Origin of the sequence: Wolbachia endosymbiont of Armadillidium arcangelii (assembly GCF_040207875.1) — a bacterium.
Taxonomy (GTDB): Bacteria; Pseudomonadota; Alphaproteobacteria; order Rickettsiales; family Anaplasmataceae; genus Wolbachia.
The window spans coordinates 1,507,552-1,533,498 of the sequence record NZ_CP157942.1; the positions used below are offsets into that span (position 1 = coordinate 1,507,552).

19 protein-coding genes, 1 tRNA gene and 2 pseudogenes are annotated in these 25,947 nt (G+C 34.6%); 10 read left to right on the top strand and 12 right to left on the bottom strand.

All coding sequences use genetic code 11. The annotated features are described in order from the left end of the window. Window positions 1-8: 8 nt before the first annotated feature. On the bottom strand, window positions 9-257 hold the full coding sequence (locus ABLO99_RS07660; protein ID WP_237349939.1) for a J domain-containing protein: 249 nt from the start codon (window positions 255-257) through the stop codon (window positions 9-11). A 169-nt stretch (window positions 258-426) separates the two neighbouring features. On the opposite strand from ABLO99_RS07660, the gene ABLO99_RS07665 reads away from it, so the two are divergent. The 3 genes and pseudogenes from ABLO99_RS07665 to ABLO99_RS07675 all read left to right on the top strand — a co-directional run bounded on the left by ABLO99_RS07665 (window position 427) and on the right by ABLO99_RS07675 (window position 3,266). After that, window positions 427-999: a NifU family protein gene (locus tag ABLO99_RS07665; protein WP_349968518.1), complete on the top strand. Its 573-nt coding sequence runs from the start codon at window positions 427-429 to the stop codon at window positions 997-999. Continuing rightward, on the top strand, window positions 996-2,219 hold the full coding sequence (hisS, locus tag ABLO99_RS07670) for a histidine--tRNA ligase (protein ID WP_047759777.1): 1,224 nt from the start codon (window positions 996-998) through the stop codon (window positions 2,217-2,219). The genes ABLO99_RS07665 and hisS overlap by 4 nt, the downstream gene beginning before the upstream one ends. Window positions 2,220-2,670: 451 nt before the next feature. Further along, window positions 2,671-3,266, top strand: a pseudogene (locus tag ABLO99_RS07675) (transposase family protein). 522 nt (window positions 3,267-3,788) lie between these two features. Here the strand turns inward: ABLO99_RS07675 and ABLO99_RS07680 are convergent. The 6 genes and pseudogenes from ABLO99_RS07680 to ABLO99_RS07705 form a co-directional block, all read right to left on the bottom strand. Further along, window positions 3,789-3,884: pseudogene (locus ABLO99_RS07680) on the bottom strand (IS5/IS1182 family transposase); the annotation flags it as partial. A gap of 230 nt (window positions 3,885-4,114) precedes the next feature. Next, entirely contained in the window at window positions 4,115-6,679 is a 2,565-nt protein-coding gene (polA, locus tag ABLO99_RS07685; protein ID WP_349967510.1) for a DNA polymerase I, read from the bottom strand. Between the two features lie 121 nt (window positions 6,680-6,800). After that, on the bottom strand, window positions 6,801-8,267 hold the full coding sequence (gene gatA / locus ABLO99_RS07690) for an Asp-tRNA(Asn)/Glu-tRNA(Gln) amidotransferase subunit GatA (protein ID WP_349967511.1): 1,467 nt from the start codon (window positions 8,265-8,267) through the stop codon (window positions 6,801-6,803). A gap of 193 nt (window positions 8,268-8,460) precedes the next feature. Next, window positions 8,461-10,833, bottom strand: a complete 2,373-nt coding sequence (gyrB, locus tag ABLO99_RS07695) for a DNA topoisomerase (ATP-hydrolyzing) subunit B (protein ID WP_349967512.1) — start codon at window positions 10,831-10,833, stop codon at window positions 8,461-8,463. 173 nt (window positions 10,834-11,006) lie between these two features. Then, window positions 11,007-11,465 (bottom strand): hypothetical protein, encoded by a 459-nt coding sequence (locus tag ABLO99_RS07700; RefSeq protein WP_349967514.1) that lies wholly within the window; start codon window positions 11,463-11,465, stop codon window positions 11,007-11,009. Beyond that, a complete protein-coding gene (locus ABLO99_RS07705; protein ID WP_349967515.1) occupies window positions 11,462-12,226 on the bottom strand; it encodes a hypothetical protein in 765 nt (254 codons plus the stop codon). The genes ABLO99_RS07700 and ABLO99_RS07705 overlap by 4 nt, the downstream gene beginning before the upstream one ends. 351 nt (window positions 12,227-12,577) lie before the next feature. On the opposite strand from ABLO99_RS07705, the gene ABLO99_RS07710 reads away from it, so the two are divergent. Then, a protein-coding gene (locus tag ABLO99_RS07710; protein WP_349967383.1) for an IS5 family transposase occupies window positions 12,578-13,410 on the top strand; the annotation gives its coding sequence in 2 pieces (ribosomal slippage) (window positions 12,578-12,944 and window positions 12,944-13,410; 834 coding nt in all). Here ABLO99_RS07710 and ABLO99_RS07715 read toward each other — a convergent pair. Beyond that, entirely contained in the window at window positions 13,385-14,374 is a 990-nt protein-coding gene (locus ABLO99_RS07715) for an ankyrin repeat domain-containing protein (RefSeq protein ID WP_349967517.1), read from the bottom strand. The genes ABLO99_RS07710 and ABLO99_RS07715 overlap by 26 nt on opposite strands. A 223-nt stretch (window positions 14,375-14,597) precedes the next feature. On the opposite strand from ABLO99_RS07715, the gene ABLO99_RS07720 reads away from it, so the two are divergent. The 5 genes from ABLO99_RS07720 to plsY all read left to right on the top strand — a co-directional run bounded on the left by ABLO99_RS07720 (window position 14,598) and on the right by plsY (window position 19,687). After that, window positions 14,598-15,281 (top strand): phosphatidylserine decarboxylase, encoded by a 684-nt coding sequence (locus ABLO99_RS07720; protein ID WP_349967518.1) that lies wholly within the window; start codon window positions 14,598-14,600, stop codon window positions 15,279-15,281. Then, window positions 15,278-16,063 carry a CDP-alcohol phosphatidyltransferase family protein gene (locus ABLO99_RS07725; RefSeq protein ID WP_349967521.1) on the top strand — a complete coding sequence of 262 codons (786 nt, stop codon included), beginning with the start codon at window positions 15,278-15,280 and terminating at the stop codon, window positions 16,061-16,063. Before ABLO99_RS07720 ends, ABLO99_RS07725 begins: the two co-directional genes overlap by 4 nt. Before the next feature lie 8 nt (window positions 16,064-16,071). After that, window positions 16,072-17,421 (top strand): amino acid carrier protein, encoded by a 1,350-nt coding sequence (locus ABLO99_RS07730; RefSeq protein WP_349967522.1) that lies wholly within the window; start codon window positions 16,072-16,074, stop codon window positions 17,419-17,421. Beyond that, window positions 17,411-18,877, top strand: a complete 1,467-nt coding sequence (locus ABLO99_RS07735; protein WP_349967524.1) for an amino acid carrier protein — start codon at window positions 17,411-17,413, stop codon at window positions 18,875-18,877. Before ABLO99_RS07730 ends, ABLO99_RS07735 begins: the two co-directional genes overlap by 11 nt. Before the next feature lie 237 nt (window positions 18,878-19,114). Further along, window positions 19,115-19,687 (top strand): glycerol-3-phosphate 1-O-acyltransferase PlsY, encoded by a 573-nt coding sequence (gene plsY, locus ABLO99_RS07740; RefSeq protein WP_349968520.1) that lies wholly within the window; start codon window positions 19,115-19,117, stop codon window positions 19,685-19,687. A 221-nt stretch (window positions 19,688-19,908) separates the two neighbouring features. Here plsY and ABLO99_RS07745 read toward each other — a convergent pair whose 3' ends face one another. From ABLO99_RS07745 to ABLO99_RS07760, 4 genes are all read right to left on the bottom strand, one after another. Next, complete coding sequence (locus tag ABLO99_RS07745) at window positions 19,909-20,586, bottom strand: hypothetical protein (RefSeq protein ID WP_349967526.1); 678 nt, start codon at window positions 20,584-20,586, stop codon at window positions 19,909-19,911. After that, on the bottom strand, window positions 20,580-20,924 hold the full coding sequence (locus ABLO99_RS07750; protein WP_161794196.1) for a hypothetical protein: 345 nt from the start codon (window positions 20,922-20,924) through the stop codon (window positions 20,580-20,582). Before ABLO99_RS07750 ends, ABLO99_RS07745 begins: the two co-directional genes overlap by 7 nt. A 52-nt stretch (window positions 20,925-20,976) precedes the next feature. After that, window positions 20,977-21,873 carry a cation diffusion facilitator family transporter gene (locus tag ABLO99_RS07755; RefSeq protein WP_349967528.1) on the bottom strand — a complete coding sequence of 299 codons (897 nt, stop codon included), beginning with the start codon at window positions 21,871-21,873 and terminating at the stop codon, window positions 20,977-20,979. Window positions 21,874-21,900: 27 nt separating this feature from the next. After that, window positions 21,901-21,973: transfer RNA gene (locus ABLO99_RS07760), tRNA-Val, on the bottom strand. A gap of 244 nt (window positions 21,974-22,217) precedes the next feature. Between ABLO99_RS07760 and ABLO99_RS07765 the strand changes: the two genes are divergently transcribed. After that, the gene (locus ABLO99_RS07765) at window positions 22,218-25,619 is read left to right on the top strand and encodes a peptidase M2 (RefSeq protein WP_349967529.1); all 3,402 of its coding nucleotides are present in this window, start codon (window positions 22,218-22,220) and stop codon (window positions 25,617-25,619) included. The last annotated feature ends 328 nt before the right edge of the window (window positions 25,620-25,947 follow it).

Sequence of the window (25,947 nt, forward strand, 5' to 3'; positions counted from 1 at the left end):
AGAAATTGTTATTTCAGCAACTTATCACGTGCTGCGTTTAACTTTTGTGCAAAATATTCTGAGCCTCCTTTGTCTGGATGGACTAGCTTCATTAAATTTTGGTATGCTTTATTGATTTCATTCTGGCTTGCTTCAGGATTTAGCCCCAGTATTTTTAATGCTTCGTCTTTAGACATGTTATCACCAGTATAATTTTTGTTGTAACTTGTACCACTATTAAATTCGTTTAAAAACTTACTTAATATAGAGTTCATCATAAAACTTATGTTATTTCTCTTCGCCAGAAAGAGAAAAAATACAACAACGCTAGGCAGGACAAAAGTGATTATTGCGAATATCAAAAAAAGGAAAAAGATGAATGACATGTATATTTTTTTATCATTTTATGATTAAATAGTAACAATTATAATTATTGTGGTAAATAACATGTTTATCCAGATTGAAGAAACACCAAACCCAAACACACTAAAATTTCTTCCTGGGTTTGAAATTTTAAGCGAAGGAGAAACAGCCGATTTTTCAAATGCAGATGAAATAAAAAACTCCAAGTTAGCAGCAAATCTTTTTCAAATAGAACATGTGGTAAGAGTGTTTTTTGGTCATGATTTTATTTCAGTAACAAAATTGGGTGGAATTAATTGGGATACATTAAAAGTAGAAGTTTTAACTACAATTATGGATCACTTTACTTCAGGTGGAAAAGCACTAGATAAAGAAGGAGTGAATGACAACAACTTGCCAGATGAAGAATTTTTCGATGAGAATGATATAGAAATTGTAAATAGAATAAAAGAATTGATGGAAAGTTATATCAAACCTGCAGTTGCTCAAGACGGTGGCGATATCAAATTTCGTGGCTATAAAGACGGGATAGTTTATGTTGAGCTACAAGGAGCTTGCTCTGGATGCCCAAGTGCTGCAATTACCCTCAAGCAAGGAGTGCAGAATATGCTGAGCTACCACATACCAGAGGTTGCAGGTATAGAGACCACACTATGACTAATCAAACGGTTAGAGGAACAAAAGATCTCCTGTTTGATGAATGGTACAAGTTTAAACACATAGAGCAAATAGCAAATCGAATCTCAAGTTTATACGGCTTTTTGCCTGCTCAAACTCCGATATTTGAATACACAGAAGTTTTCACAAAGACTTTAGGTGATAGCTCAGATATCATCAATAAAGAGATGTACACCTTTAATGATAAAGGAGGAAAGAGCATAACTCTGCGTCCTGAATTTACTGCAGCGATTGTCAGACTGCTCATTGAAAAAAAACTGCAAACACCGATAAAATTATTCTCAACAGGACCTGCATTTCGTTACGAAAGACCACAAAAGGGACGACAAAGGCAATTTCATCAGATAAATTTTGAAGTTTTTGGCATAGAAGATCCAAAAGTTGATATTGAATTGATATCACTTGCTCAGCACTTACTAACTGAATTTGGCATTAATAGGAATGTAAAACTAGAAATTAATTCTTTGGGCGATGGTGAAACAATAACCAAATACAGAGAAGCTTTGATATCATACTTTAGAAAGTATCAAAACGATCTATCAGAAGATAGCAAAAATAGGTTGATCAAAAATCCACTCAGAATACTGGATTCTAAGGATGAGAAAGATAGATTAATAATTTCTGATGCGCCTAAAATCAGTGATCACTATACAAAAGAATCTTCATATTTCTTTGACCAGGTGTTAAATGGACTGCAAGCTCTTGGCATACCTTACACTGTAAATAGCAAATTAGTTCGAGGTCTAGACTATTATTGTCACACAGTATTTGAATTTGTCACAGAAGATTTAGGTGCACAAGGGGCAGTTTTTGCCGGTGGAAGATACGATAATCTAGTATCTTCAGTAGGTGGAAAACACACTCCAGCGATAGGATTTGCAGGAGGTATTGAACGCATAATGGAGTTAATCAACTATGTTGCAAAAGAAGAGAGACCCATTTACCTAATTCCAATCGGTAGAGAAGCTGAAGAACATGCTCTAATACTTGTAAATGAATTGCGCAAAAATGGTTTATATGTAGTTCACGAATATAGCGGAACGCTTAAAACCCGCATGAAAAAAGCAAATCAAGCAAATGCAAAAGCTGCATTAATCTTTGGTGATGAAGAGCTAAGCAGTAAAACTTTAAAAATTAAAAATATGGATACGAGTGAAGAAAAAATAATCGCTCGCGATAAAATAGTAGAAAACATCTAGGCTCTGTGAACAAAATGTTAGCAGGTCAAATTAATTGAGGGCAGGAAGTATAAAAAAGCGGTAATTTAACCTAATGATCATAAATATAGAGAAGTTACCGCATGAAATATCACATAAAAAAGGAAATTTGGAAGCAAATTTTTGCATTTTTAAAGAGCACAAAAGGAATACACAGTAAAAATGAGGAGAAGTTAAGAATATTTATGGAAGCAGTGTGGCAAAATGGCTGCCAATGACCAAGAATTTACGGTAATTACAGGAGTATACATAGGAGGTTTAAAAAGTGGTGCGAAAAGGGAATTTTGGTAAAATTACTTAAGTATGCACAACAAGATCCAGATTTGGAAATCTCCATAATTGATGGAACAATCATCAGATCTCATTAAACCTCTTTGAAACTAGAACAAAGCTAAGAAGAGTGTACAATGATGGGTTTTGAGTAAGGGAAAAGGTGAAAATAGTAGAAGAGTTGGATGATGAAAAATTTCGCAGGTTAACAGGAGTAAAAAAGGTAATATTTAATAAAATGGTAGAGATTTTACGGGAAGGAAAAAAAGGTTAAAGGAGGTAGAGTTGAGTGAAGAGGGTATACTATTTATGGCACTGAGAGAATATCGTACATATTTTCATAAAGCTATGGAATTAGCGAAAGTACAGCATATAAAAAGACATAAGTAGTGATAGAAAAAGAGAGCAAGAGAGTGATATGTACGTCATTTTCAAACGGCAGGGTGTGTGATTTTTGGATTTTTAAAGAGTCAAAAGTGCGTATTTACCAGAAATGAAGGTGCTAGCAGATACAGGGTACAGAGGTTTGCAAAAAATTCATGAAAACGTTGAATTGCCATACAGGAAAACGAAAAAGAACCTCTTAACAAAAGAGCAAAAGAAAGAAAATCAAAAGCTAAGAGAGCAGTAGTTGAAAATGTGATAGAATTGCTCAAAAGATTCAAAATTATAGTGGATAGATATAGAAATCGAAGGAAACGCTTCAGTCTGAGGTTCAATCTTATTTCCGGAATTTACAATTTGGAGTTGTCCATATGAGTTATGCAAGAGGTCTATTATCTTGCATGATGATTCATTAAATACCGATATACTAATATTCGACATTGAGCAGGCTATTCAGCAAGGAATGGTACTTGAGATTTGCGGTACACAGCTACCTTTGAATCAATTATTAACAGAACTCGACATCAACAATAATTACTTGGCAACTAAAAATAAATGAAGATCAGCTTTTGATGGGAGTGTTAATAAACCATAGGCGTCAAGTTAAGGAAAAGTGGCATAAGAAAGAAGAGAAGCGGTAAAAATTATTTTAGACATAAAACGATAAAATTAGTAATTTATAGACTCTTTAAAAAAAATTATCTTTTTAGATCAAGATTTCTTAAAAAATAAATATAACAAATAAACCTTAAATGGTTGCTAATTGGGCGTATTCTCTTAACTTGACGCTTATGCTTTTTTGAACATTTCCCAATAAACAGTGATTTTGCAATTTGCCTATATATCCCTGATCAGCAAAAAACTTACGTACATTTGCATTTAGCTTGAACAAAAGATACCATCACGATCTTGAACGCTTGCACTATGAACATCTGCTAGCCCTACTGTATCTACAACAACATGACGTTTCCTACCCTTTATTTTCTTGCCAGCCCTGGTTTGAGTTGTTTTCACTGATTAACTATTCCTACTGAAGGCGTTTCGTTTTTACCAACCATTTTTCTCACCCCTTTTACTAGCATATCATGTATTTTTTCCAATTTGCCATCCACCTGAGATACACACTCTTCCACGGCGAAAAATCCTTGTCACTTACATTACTTGGATACAATTTACCCTCCTATTTTTTGCTTACCTAATCATATTCTTTTCTTTATTCCCTTTTAAGACATGTTCTTAGAATCCGCCATGTTTAAGTCATAATTAAGAGCCCAGTTATCACTAATTTTTACTTCTACTTCAAGTGGTATAGTAATTTTTACTGCATTCTCCATTATGTCTTTCATAAGTTTCGCTGTTTCTTGTACTCTGACTTCCTCAACTTCTACAAGCAATTCATCGTGCACTTGCAGGATTATTTTACCTGATTTTAGCTGATCAAAAAGCTGAATCATCGCACGTTTTATTATATCAGCGGCAGTTCCTTGCAGTGGTGCATTTATCGCTGCCCTTTCTGCAAATTGTCTTAGATAAGGAATTTTATTGTTTATGTCCTTTATAAAGCATCTTCTACCAAACAAAGTCTCTATATAACCATGCTGTCTCGCGATAGATACTGCTTTTTCCATATAGACCTTTATCTCTGGGTAACAGGAAAAGTAGTAATTAATATATTCAGCAGCTTCCGCAATGGTAATTCCAAGCCGCTTTGCAAGGCCAAATGGACTAATGCCATATATAATTCCAAAATTAATGGATTTTGCTTTGCGTCTTAATTGTTCATCTATTTCTTGCACTCCAAAAACTTGTCTTGCGGTGATATCATGAATATCTTGCCTGTTTGCAAAAGCTTCTTTAAATGCTGCAACGTTTGCAACGTGTGCCAGGAGTCTTAGTTCTACTTGTGAATAGTCAGCAGAGATTATCTTGCATCCTTTTGGCACAATAAATGCTTGTCTGATGAAATTTCCTTCTTCGCTTCTGATAGGAATATTCTGCAAGTTAGGATTGCTTGAGCTCAGCCTTCCAGTTGCAGTTATAGTTATCGAAAAGTTTGTGTGTATCCTACCATCAAGAGGATCAACCTGTTTTATTAATGCATCAGTGTAGGTGCCCTTTAATTTACTTAGGTGTCGCCAACTTAAAATTTTACTTGCAATTTCTACCCCTTCTTCTTCAAGCGCCTCTAGCACTTCATAATTGGTGCTGTACGATCCAGATTTTGACTTTTTCTTTTTACTCAACCCCATTTTATTAAATAAAACATCACTTAATTGTTTTGGTGATGCAATGTTGAATTTTTCCCCTGCCAAGTCGTATATATCGTTCTCAAGTACAGTGATTAGCTGTTGAAACTTATCAGACAATTCCTGTAGTTTTTGAATATTGAGCAGTATTCCATTTTTCTCCATATCAAATATTACTTTCATGAGAGGCCTGTCAAAGCGTTCGTAAATCGTAAAAAGTTTTTCCTGAAATAATCTTCGTGTCAGTTTCTCATGGATCGCTATTAAAGTTTTTGCCGAGAAAGTTTCTACATTTTCACTCAAATTATGTGCAACTATGTTTGGAATGCTGTGATCATGCTTCCCTGTGTCAAGGCTATATGACATGATCATCAAGTCATCAATTGAGTCTAGCACTTTCTCTATTGTAGGGAATGTTTCTCTGATCTTTCTAATATCATGTATTATTTTAAGCACCCCATTTGAAAATAAAGTTGAATTTATTATAGTGAGTGCATCTTGTAGATAGTTTTGATCTATGTAGAAAATATTATCTTCATTGCAAGATAAGGAGATTTTTTTTAACGCGTTGTTTTCAAAGTGGCAATGAACTGCAACTTTGCCTTCATATCTGCAGTGCTCTAAAAATTTCTCTAACTTTTCACTGCTATACTCTGTTTCCTCTTTTGTGCTAGACCCATTATAAGAAAAAAGCTTTTCCACTTTTCCTATCAATGAATTAAATTCATACTTCTTTAAAAAGGATAACAATTTTTCCATATTTGGAGGATGGATTTCGTATTTTGCAACGTCATGCTGAAGATCTACTCTTTCGCATAATGATAAAAGCTTTCTTGAAATGAGTGCTTTTTCCTGATGTTCAGTAAGAATATTACGAACTCTTGTTTGTTCGATATTATCAATGTTCTCTATAATATTATTCAGCGAATCAAATTCATCCAGCAATTTAGCTGCAGTTTTTGGGCCTATCCCTGGGACACCTGGAATGTTATCAGATGCATCTCCAGTTAGAGAAAATAAATCAAGAAGCTTGTTTGAATTTACACCAAATTTTTCTATTACCTGTTTTTCATCTATGTATATATTTTTAATGGGATCAAATATCAAAATATTGTAATTCAAAAGTTGAAATAAATCTTTATCTGAGGAAACTACTACCACCTTAAAGTCTTGATGATTGGTATATTTTGCAGCTAGTGTTGCAATTATGTCATCTGCTTCATAACCCTCAATCTCTTCATAGCTGAGGTTAAAAGCTTCTACAGCTTCCCTCAGTATGGTAAACTGTGGAATTAGATTCTCAGGAGGCGTTACTCTGTTTGCTTTGTACTTAGTATATAAATCGTGCCTAAAGTTTTTTTTTCCTGAATCAAGTGCTATAGTTAAGTAGTCCGAATGGGAAATATACTTCAGAACCATATTAAGAAAGCCGTACACAGCACCTATTGGAATACCGGTTGTGGTAGTTAAATGATGCAAAACGTAATAAGCTCTGAAAAGAAAGCTGTAACCATCAATGATTGTGAAAGTTTTTTCTTTCATTGTAGATATTTATGTGTGCCTTTGATGGTCTATTATTTAGCTACAAAAATCAAATTCTTGTTTCCTATAGCTAAAGATTCAAATTATAATCACTATTTTATAGTTACTATAAGAAAACATATTACATAAGAGAGTTAATTATTCTGCCGCAATTTTGCTCTATCACACTAGCTATATTTAATATTCCAGCTTCATCATAATAATTTCCAATTACTTGCAAAGCAAGGGGCAAACCCTCATTGGAGAGCCCAACAGGAACAGAAATAGCAGGCAATCCTGCCAGACTCGCTGGCACAGTAAACACATCATTAATGCACATCATTAGCGGATCTGGCTTTTCATTTAAGCCAAAAGCTTCTGTTGGAGCAGATGGTACAAGTATATAATCTATTTTTTCAAATGCTTTTATGAAATCATTTCTGATTAGCGCCCTAATGCACTGCGCTTTTTCGTAATACTCATTGTAATGACCTGAAGAAAGCGCATAAGCACCAATTAAAATTCTCCTTTTTACCTCTTTACCAAAACCTTCTGCTCTTGTTAACGAATACATTTCCTCAAGGGTGTCAGCATCAACCCTAAATCCATAACGTACACCATCATAACGAGCTAGATTAGATGAAGTTTCAGCAGAACAAATTAAATAGTAGACTGGTATTGCATGTTTAGTATAAGGCAGAGCAATGTCAATAACTTCAGCACCATTTTCTTTTAAATAGGAAGTAACTTTTTCCCAATTATGGACTATTTCCTCTGAAATTCCATCCATCCTATATTCTTTTGGTATACCAATGCGCTTACCCTTGATATCGCCATTTACAAAATTGGAAAATTTAGGTACTGGCATTTCGCTTGATGTTGAGTCTTTTTCATCATAGCCACAAATCGCTTCCAGCATTAATGCTGAATCAGAAACAGAACGAGTAATTACTCCTGCTTGATCGAGAGAGCTTGCAAATGCAATCATACCAAAACGCGAACACCTTCCATAAGTTGGCTTTATTCCCACTACTCCGCAATAAGCTGCTGGTTGACGTACAGATCCACCAGTATCACTTCCTAGTGCTCCAGCACATAAAAACCCAGCAACTGATGCTGCAGATCCACCAGAAGATCCACCGGGAACAACCTTTTCTCCATCGCTTTTTCTAATCCATACATTTTCAACAGGACCAAAATAGCTATTTGTGTTCGCAGAACCCATAGCAAACTCATCCATATTAAGTTTACCGAGAATGGCTGCTCCATTTTTTAAAAGTAAGTCAGACACCGTAGATTCATAAGTTGGAACAAAATTTTCCAGCATTTTTGAACATGCTGTTGTTTTTATCCCTTTTGTACAGAATAAATCTTTAACACCAACTGGTATGCCCATAAGTGGTGAGATATTATCTTTTTGTTTCAAGAAGTATTCATCTGCTATTTTAGCGGCTTTTATCGCGATTTCTGGGGTTTTTGTTACAAATGCATTTAGTTGCTCATTTTCGACTGCATTAACATGCGTCTCTACAAGCTCAACAGCAGAAAAATCTCTCCGCCTAAGTCCATCATGCATCTCTGTAATACTTAACCTTCTCAATTCATTCATTAATATTCAATTCTAGCGAGGTATTAATTATAACAACAGTAGGGCAGAAAATCTATATATTTATGATCGAAAATAGGAATACAATCAAGATCAATTCAGATTTCTAAAATGAACTGATTAGTAGTACGTTTTAAATGTTGTGTTGGCACACAATGCTGGAATCACAAGCCATAAGGGTTTAGCGTTTCTAAAATCAAATATCAACATCATGTACGTTAAGTGCATTGTTATTTATAAAGTCACGACGTGGTTCAACTATATCACCCATCAGCACAGAAAATATGCTATCTGCTTCCTCATAATCTTTTATTTCAACTTTTAGCAGAGTTCTAGTTTCTGGATTGAGTGTAGTTTCCCAAAGCTGATCAGCATTCATCTCACCAAGGCCTTTAAATCTCTGCAGAGTTAAACCTTTTTTACCGCAATCCATTACTATTTTTGCAAGTGCACTTGGAGACTTTATTTTTATTTCAGTTTCTTGCGACTTTAAAAATGAATCACCATTAAATAAGTCAATTATGTTATCAAGAGAACTCAATATATTCTGTATTTCTTTGCTTTCAAGCATGCTAAGCGAGAATACATATTTGTCTGCTAATCCTTGAAACAATTTAGCAATGTGAATTTCTTCATCTTTTACTTCTACTTCCCAATTATATTCACTATACATCAATTTTAAATATTTTAATATCTCATCAGCAGACAATAGAGCATTCTTTTTGCTTAAAATTAGCAATGATTCTAAGAGATCTTGTGGTATTTCCCTATCATAATTTTTGCTAATGTTTGAAATACTGAGGCACTTATTCAAAACGAAACGCAAGTCTTTGCCTATACCATTTAATGTTAATCTTTTAATCGCTGAATTTACTATATACTCTTCAAAAGTTTCGTCATCTTTAATATGAGTATCTTTGGCATTTTTTGTAACTTTATAGAGCGGTGGCTGCGCTATATATAAATATCCTTTTTCAATTACTTCGCGCATATGTCTAAAAAAGAAAGTTAGAATCAAAGTTCTTATATGTGAGCCATCAACGTCTGCGTCTGTCATAATGATAATTTTATGATACCTAGTTTTTTCAATATCGAAGTGCTCACTCCCTATTCCAGCCCCAATTGCCGTGATCAGAGAGCCAATTTCTGCAGATGAAAAAATACGATCCAATCCTGCACGTTCTACGTTTAGAATTTTCCCTCTTAATGCAAGTACTGCCTGTGTTTTACGATTACGTCCCTGCTTTGCAGTACCACCTGCGGAATTACCCTCTACTATAAACAATTCCGATAACTCAGGAACTTTTTCCTGACAATCGGCAAGCTTTCCAGGTAGAGTTGCGATATCAATATTATTTTTATTTTTAACTAACTCTCGTGCTTTTCTTGCTGCTTCTCTTCCTTTTGCTGATCTAATCGCTCTTTCTACTATACTTGTTGCTAACTTGGGGTCAGTTTCAAGTATTGTACTTAATTTGTCAAAAACTATACTCTCTACAACTGTCCGCGCTTCAGAACTGACCAATTTATCTTTTGTCTGTGAAGAAAATTTAGGATCAGGCATTTTGAGAGATAAAACACAAGTTAAGCCTTCTCTAACGTCTTCTCCGGTCAAATTCACTTTTGCTTTCTTCAAAAACCCTTCATTGGTTGCATAGTTATTGATACATCTGGTTAGTGCAGATCTAAACCCTGCCAAATGCGTACCGCCATCCCTTTGTCTTATGTTGTTTGTGAAGCACAGCATATTCTCATAGTAAGAATCATTCCACTCCATCGATATTTCTACACTGGTGCCTAGATTTTTCACATCATCTCTAATGCTGGCAATTTTAGTAATGTGTGTCTTGTTTTTATCTAAGTACCGTACAAAATTTGCTGTGCCGAAATTATCTTCAGACTGTTTACTATCGTTAAAGTGAGACTCCACATATGGTTTATTACGTAAATCACACAAAGTAATCTTGATATTTGAATTTAAAAATGCTAATTCTCTGATGCGACTCTCAAGAGTAGAGTAACTAAAATCGACACCGTTAAAAGTCTCTGTTGATGGCATGAATGTCACTCTAGTTCCTCTTTTGTTTGTGTTTTCATTCACTACTTTTAAGGATTCAATGGACTCACCATCTTCAAAGCGTATAAAGTGTTCTTTCTTGTTGCGCCAGATAGTTAATTCCAGCCAGCTTGATAATGCATTTACAACCGAGATTCCAACACCATGTAATCCACCGGAAACTTTATAGGTATTATTATCAAACTTACCACCAGCATGAAGTTGAGTCATTATTACTTCTGCTGCCGATATTCCTTCTTCTTCATGAATATCAGTTGGAATGCCACGACCGTTATCAGTTACAGATACTGATCCATCTTCATTTATGCTAACTTCAATTTTATCACAATATCCAGCTAAAGACTCATCTATCGCATTATCAACAACCTCATACACCATATGGTGCAAACCAGATCCATCATCAGTATCACCAATGTACATACCTGGACGCTTTCTTACAGCATCAAGACCTCTTAGGATTTTTATTGCGTCAGCGTTGTAATTACTTTCCATGGAATTGCTTTATTTATAAATGTTAATTAATATTACATTTGTATACAACGATTAGCAAGATTTTAAAACTGAAAGAAGTATCTTTGGTTGTGGTATATAGGTAAAATATACTACACTACCTACATGAAACCCTGCTTTATATTTCAAGACGTATAACTACAGTGAGGTATAATTTACCTTTCCCTTTTGCTTAGACTTTCCAAATTAACACAGGATAGATTACTCATACACTCTTCTAATATTTCATCCTTTTTATCGTTGTTTAGTTTACTGCTGAACTCCTGACACCTTCTCTCGACAGCTGAATGCGTAGTCATAATATACCTTACCGTTTCAGATGATAACTCTGGTAACTTATTACGGATCCTTCCTTGTTCTAGTTCAGAGAAATTGCTAAAATTGGCTCTGGCCATTTCAGGGAATTTTTGCGTAATCGTTTCTCTTATCATTGCTCTAGCTTCTTCTTCATCTAGTGTAATAACTACTAATGGATGCAAATCAGATAAAGACTCAAACAGTTTATTGTATGTTCCACCTGCACAATTTTGACCTTGAGTACCGTAAGTTGTTGCAGCGTCTACAAGACCCTTTACAAACATATCTTTTCTATTTTTTATGTCTTCACCATTCAAAGGGATTCTTTGATTTTCTGTTCATTTCTATCGTTGCAGGCTTTCCAACATAAAACAGCTGCCTGCTTTAGTGTTAGCTTACTATGATTGTCTTTAAAATTATCTCCTGTTCTATTGATAAATCTTAAGCATTCAAGTGCATGAGATTTATCACCTTCTGTAAATTCACTTGACTGTTTGATATACTCTTCAATGTCGTTTGTGTTGCCTCTATTTAGCTGTACATAGAATTCATCTTTGCTTAGATTCTCTTTATGCTTTTCTATGAGTCTATTAACACTCAAGTTTATACTAGCAACTGCACTTGGATCATGAGTAGTTTTTACAGCAAAAGGAAGGACATTAGTTAAACTATGGAAGAAAGGTATCTCTTCTTTTGGAATTTGTTGTATTAAACTATTAAGCTGCTGTACTCCTTCACGATTTAGCAGCCACAAGAACAACATAGGCAGCACTAAAAACATACAGGAAGGAATAATACATACGATCAAAATAGTTGTTAATATTCCTCTAATGATATTTTTTAACCATGCTGACGACCTTTTTTCATTTTCTCCTGGTTTGAAAAAATAATTTACTAATAATAAATATAAAAGGAATTGTATGATGAAAAGAAGCGGAGAAATCATACTTACTAATAAAACTATATTGATGAGCTTTTTAGTTTTACTAGTGTTGTTGTGAACATTTTGCGCTTCTTCTATTAAATCCTGTGCCCTATTTCTATTTTGCTGTTGATTATTATTTTGACCTACAAACATAACACACACCCCATTCTAATATTAATATGCTATGCTATAGAAAGCATGTAAATAAAGCAAGAAATTTATCAACTATCTGTGAGCTGCTTTTATTTTTGCTTGATTGGAGATTCTATCTTTGTGCTTTCTGCATTATTGAGAGTACTGCCTGTTTTTTGTGCAGCAATTTCTTGAATACCTTTCACAATAAAATACACTACTAGCGCTAAACCAAGAGTTATAATAGTTAGCGTAACTAATGCTGCTAACTAAACTTTCATCTCTAAACCCGTTTTTGCTTTATTCTCTCTTAGAGGTTGTCCACAAATCAAGAAATAAGTAGTATATAAAGGCAGAATATTGAGGTAAGAGATGAGGAAAAAATATCCAACAGATTTAAGTAAAAGGGAATGGTCCCGAATAGAAAAACACTTCAGGGTATCGTATAAGAAAGGAGGAAGGCCGCCAAAATACAGTAAGTGTGAGATACTGAATGCAATTCTTTATGTACTGCGCACAGGATGTCAATGGCGCAATTTACCACACGATTTTCCGTTGTGGAAGGCTGTGCATGAACAGTTTAGAAGATGGAAAAAGCAGAGGATTTTTGAGAAAGTGAACTATGATATCACTAAATATAGTAGGTCAAAAATGGGAAGAAGTGAGGAGCCAAGCGCATGCATAGTGGATAGTCAATCGGTAAAAATCACGGAAAAAGGGGGGTCAAAGGTTATGATGGTGCAAAAAAAGTAAATGGGAGAAAAAGACATATAATCACAGATACTCAAGGATTTGTGCTTGGTTGCTATGTAGGAGCTGCAAGCGAAAATGACAGAGATGGGGTGAAGATGGTATTGGACAATATGAAAGAAAAATACAGCAATATTAAGAAAATGTGGGCTGATATGGGGTACCAAGGAAAAGATTTAAAAACCCATATAGAGGAAGAACATGGGATAGATATTGAAATTGTGAAAAGACCTCCATGTAGGTTTTGGGTGCATAAAGATACACCACCAGAACTATTGCCACAACGGGATCCTGGATTTGCAGTACAACCGAGAAGGTGGGTGGTAGAGAGGACTTTTGCTTGGATCAATAGAAATAGAAGGCTATCAAAGGAGTACGATTTACTTACAACATCTACTGAAAGTTTCATATATCTGGCTATGAGTAAAGTTATGTTAAGTAGGGAATATGCTTGAATTTAATGGTTTGTGGACAACCTCTTAGGAATCGAGTCATGTCTTGATCGTTTTCCTGCATCGCAAGATCTAAAGGAGTAAGTCCCCTCCCATTTTTTATATTAATGTTTGCTCCCTGTTTTAAAAGAAGCCCCGTTTTTTCTATATTACCTTCTTTTACTGTACGAAATAGACGACTTTCACCTTCTATCTTTTCAATATCTGCTCCATATGATCTAAGTACTTCAATGGCTTTTTCATTCCCACTATTGAGCGCGATATCCAAAGCATCCATTCCAGCTTTATTTTTGTAGTTGATAAAATTCTTCAACTGATCTCTGCCAAAGCTTTCTATATATTGTTTAATGATGAGTTTCACTACCTTTCCAGGACAATTATTAGCAGCAGAAACAAGTATTGTGTTGTTATTATTATCTTTTTTTGTTACGCCTGCTTTGAGTTTATTTATCAAGTACTCGATAATTTCTATTCTGCTATCATCCTCTGCTTCAGTGCATTGTCTAGTAGCTAAAAATAAAGCTGTTCGCCCATTGTTATCTATATCTTCAATATTCCGTCCCTTATCAACTAAGGCTTGTATTACACTTTTATTTCCATATAAAGCAGCAAAGTGAAGAGGTGTATGTCCTTCGGTGCTTTCTCTTTCATTAATTAACGCATCATGGCTAGATAGTAATTCTATAAACTCTGGCGTATTTGCAAAAATTGCAAGGTGCATTGGTGTTAAGTAATCTTTGCCATGATTTTCAGTTTTTGCGTTAACGTTTGCTCCACTTTCTATCAGCAATTTCGCTATTTTAAATTGCTTATGCCCGATGGCAATATGCAGTGGTGTACGATTACGTTCATAATTATCATTGACGTTTGCACCAGATTTTATTAGTAGTTCTGCAGTTTTAATATCACCCGCCTTAATTGCAACGTGTAAGGAAGGAGATTCATCTTTTTCTATTTCCCCCGTCATACGAAATTGCGAACATATTAATTCATATATTATTAAGTTTTTATTAAGATTGTATTAATAATAGTTAAAAAAAACTTCAATTTCTATTAAAAAATAGATATCTATCAACGATTTTATAAGCAAATGTTTATATAATAATTCCAAAAGTGAAACAGTAAAAAAAAGCTTTTCATGAGAAATTATAAATGATAAATTGTTAATAATGAATTATCGAGAATAAGTTATGTGCTTTGGTTTGCCTAACATAAACAGAGAAGGTTATTTATTTATAATTGTTTCCTTTATAGTGACGTGTATAGCATTCTCTATATCTTGGGGGGCTGGCATTACTTGCTTATTCCCAACACTATTATGTACTTATTTCTTTCGTGACCCATCAAGAGCTGTACCAAACAATAAGGATTTCATATTAAGCCCTGCTGATGGTGTGATTTCAAAAATTGAAGAAGTTAATTCTCCTTTGTTAGCAGAAAACGAAGAAGGAAAGAAGTTTACACTTGTCAGCATATTTCTAAGTGTTTTGAATGTCCATGTGAATCGTATACCAATATCTGGTGCGATAAAGGAAATGAATTATAAAAAAGGCAAGTTTGTTTCTGCAATAAGCAATAGGTCTAGTAATGAAAATGAAAAGCAAGTTATTGTGATTGAATATGAAGAGGGGAAAGAAATCACTGTGGAACAAATAGCTGGATTTATTGCACGTCGCATTGTTTGTAATTTGAGAGTATCTCAAAGTGTAAAAGCAGGTGAAAGATTTGGAATTATACGATTTGGCAGTAGAGTAAATATTTATATACCTGCTGGCATAGAGGTAAGAGTTTCAGAAGGGCAAACTGTTATTGGTGGTGAAACAATTATAGCAGATTTAAACAAGCAAGAGAAGCTTATTTTTGATGTAATATGAATAACGATGGAAGTAACGGTAAATTCTTACCTATTACCAAATTATTTCCAAACTTTATAACTTTACTGGGTTTATGTGCTGGCCTTACTTCACTTAAATTCACATTTAATGAACAATGGGAATTTTCAGCAATTTTTATTATCATCGCAGCAATAATAGATGGAATGGATGGTAGAATAGCCAGAATTCTAAAATCAACTAGCGATTTTGGAGCACAGCTTGATTCTTTTGCAGATTTTCTGAATTTTGGTTCAGCACCTGCCTTTCTTTTGTATTTTTGGAAGTTAAATGAAATTAAAGTTGTAGGTTGGATCTTAGTAATGATATATGTAATCTGCATATCAATAAGACTTGCAAGATTCAATGTTTCGCTACATTCAGAACAACTATACTGGAAAAAAAATTTCTTTTCCGGCATTCCAGCTCCTGTATGCGCTTTACTTACTCTGTTACCAATAATTATTACCTTCCAATCTCATGAAAGTGAATACTTACTTCTTATAGAGCAATTTTTTAACGCAAGGAATACAGCTTGTTACTTTTTGGCCATTTCATTTTTTTCGATAAGTCATATTCCAACTTTCTCCGCAAAGTACATTTATGTCCCTAAAAGTTTATCCTATATCTTTGTATCATTTTTTGGAATATTGATCATATTTTTTATAAGCAAGCCCTGGATAACACTACCAATTTTAGGTGCAGTTTATATATTGACTCTTCCAATAAGTACCGGACTTTATATATATTACGCATATAAAACTAGTCCGCTATATAAAAAATAGTGAGCAGCATGGTTGTAAAAGTAACTGATCTATTAAACTCTCTTCTATATATAAAGATATTTAACATTCCATTCATAATTATTTGGGTAATTGCAACTGGAGTTTTTTGTATGATTCAATTCAAATTTACTAACTTTAGATTATTCAAACATGGAATACAGACGCTATTCAACCTAAAATGTAATGGCAATAACAATGGTGTAATCACTCATATTCAAGCGTTTGCAACAGTCATTTCCGGAACAGTTGGTCTTGGAACAATATCAGGAGTTGCAATAGCTATCACAATAGGGGGACCAAGTGCAGTTTTTTGGATGATAGTTACTGGAATATTTGGTATGTCAATAAAGTTTGCTGAAGTAGTGCTTGCATTCAATTACCGCTCTGAAAACACAACTGGTGGAGCTTTTTATTATATGGAGCATGGACTTGCAAAGATTGGATTTATAAAAACTGGCAAATCCCTCGCATTTATTTATGTGATTATGCTGCTTGTTGCAATGATTCTGGGCGGCATACCATTTCAGGCAAATCAAATTGCAGCGTTGTCAAATAACCTATTTGAATACAACTCATCTGTTATTATATCTCTGCTTGTATTAATTGTAATACTGGGAGGGATAAAGCGAATTGCTTTCGTTGCAACAGGTTTAGGGCCGATTATGATAATGTTATATGTAGGCATGTGCGTGTATTTAATCTGTGCAAACGGAAGTAATCTTTTGAATGCTCTATCTATAATGTTTCAAGATATCTTTAACAAATCAGCTATAGGAGGTGGAGTATTGAGTGGATTAATAGCAGGGGTAAGAAGATCAGTGTTTGCTAATGAAGCAGGTACTGGAACAGCAGCTATAGCACATTCAATTGTAAAAGAGAAAGACCCAGTTAAAGTTGGGAGTGTTGCAATGATTGCACCATTTGTAGACACAATATTAGTCTCATTTTTGACTGGTGTTGTGATAATTATCACTGGTATGCACAGTACCAATGAAATCGGTGATATTACGTTAGTTAGCTCAGCATTTTCGACAGCCTTGCCTTTATTTAGCAAGCTAGTTCTTCCGCTGATAATGTTTTCCTTTGCATTTTCCACGATAATAGCTTATTATTACTACTGTGAAGTTGCCCTTGTGTACTTATTTGGTAACAAAAAAGTACTGATATTATTTCAATTTTTTATAGTGGGTTCAGTGTATATCAGCTGTATATCAAAAAATATAGAATTTATATCTTATTTAGGTGACAGCCTGTTTATGTGCCTTATGATTCCAAATGCTGTTGCAATATACCTACTGAGAAGGGACGTTTCAAATGCAGTAGACTCTTATTACGAAAGGTATAAACATGATTTATAGATTGCTTTATATGATGTTATTTTGCCTATCGTTTAATGATGTATATGCTGCTTCAATTTTTTACAAAAGTTATGACATTGCATTAAATGGAATAAGCAACTTCATGAATGAAGTATTGTTTTTCAAGATCTTTCACGTACCATTTATAATTCTTCTATTGGTTTTTGGTTATATATTTCTAACACTACGTTTTAAATTTCTCAACATAAGGATGTTTAAGCATGCATTCGCTATTTTGTGTGGAAAATATAACACAGATCATCACGATGGTCACATTACGCATTTTCAGGCATTCGTAACCGCGCTATCAAGCACAGTAGGTCTTGGAACTGTTGCTGGTGTTGCAATTGCAATTTCAATGGGAGGGCCAGGAGCGGTACCTTGGATGATGATTACAGGCTTTTTTGGTATGTCCGCAAAGTTTGCTGAAGTAACTTTAGCATTCAGGCACAGAACAGAGGGTCAAGAGCAGTTATTCAGTGGTCCTTTTCAATATATAAGAAATGGGCTAGAGGAATTTGGATTTAAAAAACTTGGTATTGTTCTGGCTGCTATATATGCAGTATTTTTTATATTATCAGGTCTTGGTGGAAGTGTAGCGTTTCAAACTAACCAAATGGTTTCAATATTATCTGGTTATTCAAATTGGATAGATGGTCATCCTTGGTTTCTCTCTTCCATAATTTCTATGTTACTTGCTCTAGTAATTATTGGTGGAATTAGAAGGATAGCCAGGGTGTCTTCTGCACTAGTGCCTATTATGTCGCTCATATATATTTTCAGTTGTGTCACAATCATTGCATTCAATATTCACAACTTTGGCAATACATTAAAAATATTGTTTTCCAGTATGATAGACTTCAATGCTGTTGGTGGAGGAGTGGTAGGAGCATTTGTTGCTGGAATTCAAAGGGCGGTTTTTGCCAGCGAAGCAGGTGTTGGTTCTGCTTCAATCACTCACGCGGTAGCTAAAGATGAGGAGCCGGTTAGAACTGGACTAGTTGCGATGATAGAACCATGCTTTGACACAATGTTAATTTGCTGTTTAACAGGAATAACAATAGTAATAACAGGTGCATACCAGACCAGCACTGGCGAGGGAATACTGATCACCCAAAAAGCATTTGAGACAGTTTCTTCTTGGTTTCCTATCCTTTTAACAATAGCTGCGCCTTTATTTGCATTTTCTTCAGTAATTTCATTTGTCTATTGCTGTGAAATGGGATGGTTATATTTGTTTGGTGCAAAGAGTATAGTGATATACCGAATATCGGTAATAATTGTGGCATTTTTCTCTGGTCTTTCTAAAGATATAATGGCTATTGCCAATATTGGTGGAGCTTTATTCTCTTGTTTAGCACTCATCAATATGACAGCGCTCATACTGTTCAGTAATCAGATTAACGATGAAGTTCAGTGCTACCTAAAAAGGCTGAGGAATAATAAAATTAATTAAATTTTGGCATATGAAGGTACAGCAACAGATGTCATTTCAGTATCATCTTCTTGTCATAGCAAAACTCCCTTTTGTCATCCCAGTGTGTGACACTGGGATCTATTTTGCATATAGTTCCACCATAGTGTTATGTTTTAATGTAAAATTTTATATTTATCTACTAGATTCGTTTGCGAACAAAGTTCGCTGGATCCCAGTGTCAGCTACTCGGATGACAAGAGAGAGGATGCTAGAATGATGGAGAGGTATGTAATCCTTATACTATCCTACGTACTCGGTTCAATACCGTTTAGCTTAATTATTGCAAAAATAAAGGGGATAAATTTAAGAGAGGTAGGCTCAGGAAACATTGGCGCTACAAACGTTGCAAGGACAGGAAATAAAGGCCTTGCTGCTCTTGCATTATTTCTGGATACCTTTAAGGGGTTTATCGCGGTTTATATAGCACAACAATTTTTCGATGACAATCTTTGTATATATATATCTGCAATTTTAGCAGTTTTAGGGCACATGTTTCCCATTTGGCTAAAATTTGAAGGAGGCAAAGGAGTTGCAACAACTTTGGGAGTTTTGATAGCACTTAATATGCTAGTTGCCCTGATATTTATATTTGCCTGGATAATGGTATTTTTTATCTTTAGGTACTCTTCTCTTGCTTCGTTAAGTGCTATTACAATAGCCGTGATAACTTCATTCTTTTTTCAAATGGATTTATCCTTAACACTCATAGTTATAGAAGTGTTAGTTTTTCTCAAGCACCACAAAAACATCACAAACCTTTTGCAAGGCAAGGAACATAAGTTTTTATAATTTACGTGCTGATCCTGTTACTTCTTATATTATCGATGTTTGGGTCGGTTAATTTTTCTGGATTAATATATTCAAGATTTTCTATTGTATCTACTACATTCTGTTCACTACAGTCCAAGCTAAACAAATTTCTCATTAAAGGCATCCTGATCTCTTGAATAAAATTAGAAGTTATTTGTTTACTGCTATCATCTGACTTATTCCAAGCATTGAGGATTTCTTTATGATTCTTCTTTTTTTTTCAGCTCTTTCTTAATAAACTCATACGCCTCATCTTTTGCATCCATTCCAATTCTGTCTTCCATAAGGTATTTTACTCTAATATCAGGGTGTATTCCTTTTAATGACTTTACCGCAGCACCAATAATACCGGTAAAGCAAGTTTCAGGAATAAACGTCCCTTGAGCATAATTTATGGCATACATTAAAGACTTTGCCAATTCCCGCCTTTTTGCTGCAACTGATTCACTATCTCCACTGTTACAAGCCTTTAGAACTAAGTATAAAATTTGCCCTCCTGTAAGTCCAGAAACATGAACTTGTTCATCATTATTGCACCATCTATTAAGATAGTTAATGAATTCTTGTTCATTACTCTTCCTAAACTCTTTTTCTTCTTTTATATACTGGATAAACTTAACAAACTCATCATTACGTATAACATCCTTAGGTTCTGGTACCTTCTCACCATATTTATCTTTTAATATATTAATATTGTCAATAATACTATCATTCGATAAATTAGGCAATGTGTGTTCAATAGCAGTATTAATAATATACTTCATACCGAATAAATTTTCTCGTGCACCATCCAAAAGTAAATTCACTGCATTCTTAAACAGGGCAATAGGATTAAGTTTTTTTGGTCTGACTTCAGGTTGCAACAAAATTATTAACATCGTAATGGTATCGGTGCTAACAGCCAAGCTAATATGAGAGCCTTAGTAAAGGATAGATATAATATAAACCCTACTAACGATAAAAAAAACACTGACTTGATTATATTATCTTTAATAAACATTTTCCAATATTCCTTTTTATTTACTTCCTCATTCTTTATTTTTTTATAGGTAAGAAAAGTCTGGATCTCTAATCTGTAAAGAACAGCCACAAAAGAAATTGCTATACTGGTGGGCATAGTTAATATATTTAACGCTTGTACAATACCAAGGTAAACAAAAAACTTTAGCCTGCTAGATTCCTTTGAAGGAAATTGTAATTGAGAAATACCTATCATAGCTTACCTTCAACATCATTACACCCTAGTAATAGCATAGTAATTTAAAACGTCAATGTTTAAGTATCTTATTATCCGCACACTCATCGTATTCGATCTCGACTGTAGAGTGTGCTATCTCGAACCTATTTAGTAGTATTTTTTTTATCTCATACAAAATATCAGTGTGTTGTGCATCTTGCTTTACTTTGGCATGCATGGTAATTATAAAATAATTATCAGACAGTGACCATGCATGTATGTGGTGCACATCTATCACTTCAGGTAACTTAGATACAATCTCACTTTTGATCTCCTCAGCAGATACACCTTCAGGTGTACCTTCAAGGAGTATATGGCAAGAATTCTTGAGAATTTTATAGCCACTGTTTAAGATTATTACGCTGACAAATACTGACAAAATAGGGTCCACTATTTGCCATCCGGTAAGCATGATAATTATGGATGCAAGTATAGCAGCCACAGAGCCTAAAATATCTCCTATGACGTGTAATACAGCACTTTTTATATTTATGTTACTTTCGCATTTACTATGTAATATAAAAAAGACTATGATATTAGAAATCAGGCCAAGTGTGGCAATTATTAGCATTACTTTCCATTCAACATTAACTGGAAAAATAAATCTTTTTATTGATTCAATTATAATGACCGCTGCAATGAGAAATAGAGTTAAACCATTAATAAATGCTGCAATTATCTGCAATCTGTGGTAACCATATGACCTCTGTAAATCAGATTTCTTAGCTGAAAATTTATGTGCTATCCAGCTTAAAACCAAGGCAAAAAGGTCAGTGAGCATGTGTCCTGCATCTGATAACAGAGCAAGCGAGTGTGAAATTATTCCACCTGCTATCTCCATAAGCATTGTTATTGCAACTATTATTATAGAATAAATTAAGCGCTTGGATGCTGCTGCTGAGTGTTTGCCATTGTGGACTGCTGTCATATAAAATCTTTTCATGAGCAAAAAACGTGGGTAACACTGGGCTCGAACCAGCGACCCCTTGCACGTCAAGCAAGTGCTCTACCAACTGAGCTAATTACCCATCGTAGCTTTAGTATAGTGCTTCAGTGGAATAGAAGTCAATTTGCTTTTAATTCTTACCCTATCCTAATGTAACGTTAGAATGTAGATTTTTTTTGTAGTCAAGCTATATCTTATATTGTTCATATTAAATTAATTACTTATATTTCTTCACTAAGATATAGACTATACCAATATGAAAATTCACATTTTTTTAGTAGAGATCACTTTATATTTGAAGAGTTAGTAAATTAGAGGTTAGAATTATGACAATCAATCAACAAATAAATAAAAATATAACTAAAGAAGAATATTTCAACAATAACGGCAAAGGGTTTAATTCGCCACATGTTGTAGAAGTTAAAGATTTAAATATTAAAGTAGAGGTTTATTCTCATAATTTAAGAGCAAGTAAAATTGCTAACATTGAAAGTGAGATAAGAGAAACAGCTACTAATTTTAAAGACGCATTCGAGTTAGAACACAGCAACTCAGAACAAACATTTAAAATTTATATGTTTGATGACAAGGATGATTACACTCACCTTGGCGGAAGCGAGGGTTTCGGTTCTTACCTTGGAGATGAAGGTGGTAAATGTTACTACAAAGGGGAAGCTGATGTTTTTGCTGAAATGTATGTCTACCAACAAGGTGGCGTTCATAACCTTCAGCATGAATTTGCACATGGTTTAACTTACTTGGCTACAGGAGGTGAGCACCTACCTGCAGTATTAATGGAAGGAATTGCAGATTACTTTGAGCACCATTCAGATCATAAATTCAATTCTCAAGGATCAAGTATCGACAAAACTGAAGCTACAAATTTGAATTTAAGTGAAATTTTAAGTTTAGAATATTCAGAGAACGACGAAGCAAATAGCCTGGTTTATAAAACAGGTCATGCGTTGATAATGTACTTACAGGAAAAAGATCCTAGTTTATTAAGAGACTACCTAGATGCTTTACGTCAAGGTGACTCACATAAGTCAAAAGACTTTCTCTCTAAAATAAAAGGGCATAATGATAATTTTAAAGGCTGGCTTGCTGAGAATGATACAGAAACTGCAATGGAACATCTTAACGCTTTGCAAGTTACAAAAGGAGCTTTTATAGCAACTGGTCAAGAAATAGTGGGTGGAGAAATTAAAAACATATCCTACTATAAAGCAAATATAGAAAAAATGGATGGAGAAAACGTTGGAAGTTTTTCTCCTGTAGAACACGTCGCATTTTATGATGTTGCTCGTGCTATAAATAGGGCAACAGATGATACACTTGATATATCAAAGGAATATCATTTCCTCAAGGTAGTAAAAACTTCTAATGAACAGGATAAACTAACTTACTCTGATCAACAAGGTAATGAATATCAAAACAGTCAAGAATATAAGAGTCAGGTTTTAAATGTATTGTCAAAGTATGATGAAACTTTGAAAAAAACTTGCGATGAGAAACTAAAGAATCTCGATGAGCAGATTCATAAGGAATCCACTGAAGTACTTGAAAGATATCATAAACAAGAGATCTCCTATGAAGAACTTTTGGAAAAATATAATTTCATTACTTCTTCCTCTCGATATGAAGAATTGAAAAATTCCTTACTTGATAAAACCATAAACACTGGCTTAGAACAAGTAAAAGCGACTAAGAACATCGATGTAGAAAAGATGTTAGAAGAGATGATCAATATCGATCCAAACTTAATAAGGAGTACAAATCATATTGATCTACAAGAAGGTAAGATTTTCTCTATAAAAGCCCATGGTCACGGGAATATGGGTGCGCTATCCATACAAGATGGAGATACAAAGCTTGGAGAATTATCGAGCGAATCAGGATTTTTCAAGCAAGTTGAAGGCCAAACTAAAGAAATTTTCGTTTTTGAGGATATACTGCACAACTTAAATACTCAATATGATGGTGGTGCTTATATGGCGATTACGAAAGAAAATGGTCATTATAAAGCTTCTTTAATAGACGGCAGAACAGTTGAACGTGATGAATACTTTGATGAAGCACATTTGCATGAAAATGAATTGTTGCATCCTAGCACTGGACACATCCAAAAAGATTTAGATTCTCTACTCCTTAGAGGTACTAAAATTTTGAATCATCAGGATTCAGAGCATGCACAATATTCTGATGAGCAAAAGGCAAATGGAGTAATCGTGGAAAAAGGAAAATTACTGGATAATAAGGGGACAGATAGGACAAACGACGATGTATACGAAGCGGTTGTAAAGCAAGGAGGCGAAAATCTACATGCATTCAAAAATATGGGCTTTTATATTACCGAAGAGGTGAAAAATGAAAGAGGTGAAATTACAAATGGAAGTAACTTGTTCATTCATGATCACGGAAAAAATGTGCGCTATCAGTTACCTGAAAAAGTTACTCATCTAAAGTTAGTGCAAAAGGATGGACAATATAAGTTAGCACCATCTGATTCTGAAGGGAGAGAGTATAATGGCATACCAGATGAATATGGATATATAGATCCAATATTTGCACATGAATATGAGAAGAGAGATTATTCCCATAAACATGTAAATGTGGGCCTTATAAACTTAGAGAAATATGGCTCTGGCAAACTTTTTGCTATAAAGTACGACCCAAATGATTACCACATACAAAGAAACTCAAGTGGCGAAATAGTTAGAATAAAAGATCAAGCATATTTCACTAAAGTAAAACTATTTGATGGTGATACTGATGAAGAAATTGGAATGTTATCTAATAATTTCCATAACTTCAAAGGAAAAATATTCTTTTCTGCTGATTATAACTACAGTTATAATGATTTCCTCGCATCTGTTTCTCCTCAAGTTGAAATTGAGGACATGGGGAATGGAAGTAAAAAAATAACTTTCGATCAAGGTGATGGCGATATCGGTGATACTAATAGAGGCTACACGGACTATCAGAGAATATTCACAAAAGAGAAACAAACCGAAAGTCCAAAAGGGCAAGTAAGTGAAGCTAAGACAGAAGTTAACATGAGCCATAGTACTACTAATATTGTTGCTGAAGAGAGAAACGACAATAGTGAAATGCAGTCTGATCAGCCACAAATTCCAACAAGGGCAAAAAGGTCAGCTTCAGTGGAGGAGAAAGAGCAGGTATTAAAAGACACAATCTTGAAAATAGAAAAGAACTATGATCGAGACTTAGAAGGAAAGCACAAGGCAAATGTAACCATAGATTACAATGATGTGAAAGCCTTGTATGATAGAGCAGAAGGAGAAGATAAAGGCTCTGTGTTAAAGTTTTGGAACAAACTGCATACATCAGATTATAAGGTTGGTGCTTTGCCCGAAGACAAGTATTACTTTAAAGATGGCAAATTTGTAATTCACGATAGTGATACGAAAAAGCTTATAGTGTTACCTGAGGATAAGGTATCCATCAAAATAATGAAGGATGGTGATAGCTATAGTTTGGCTATATCAAGTGGTAATGGCAAAGTAATAAGCAGCATTAGTAAAATAGATAATCCGAATTACGAATTGCTGTCAGATTCAAGTCATTTCAACTTAGAAATGCAAGATAACATTGAGTTATCAGACCAACATCATGAATACAATCTCTATCTAGAGAATGGTTTTGCGACAATGTTTGATTGCACAAGCGATCATGTTTATCACGATCATAACTCGACCTACATCTAATACACTACAAGGAGGGCACTGCCCTCTTTTTGTTATTCCAATGCCCAGACACACAACTGTATGAACATTGTGATTTGAGCTAGCTAGATCCGAGTAGCCCCTTCGGTGTCATTCCAGTGCCCAGACACTGGAATCCAGAAAAAGTAATTTCAACCAAGTGATAAAGGCTGGATTCCAGCATCACGCGCGCAGCTGTACGAACATTATCTGTAAGAAGATGTCATCCCAGTGTCACGCACTGGAATGACACCGAGGGGGCTACTAGGATGACATCGTCTGCTATATACTTAGATCACAAGAGAAGAATTCTAAAGCAAAAGACCTCAAG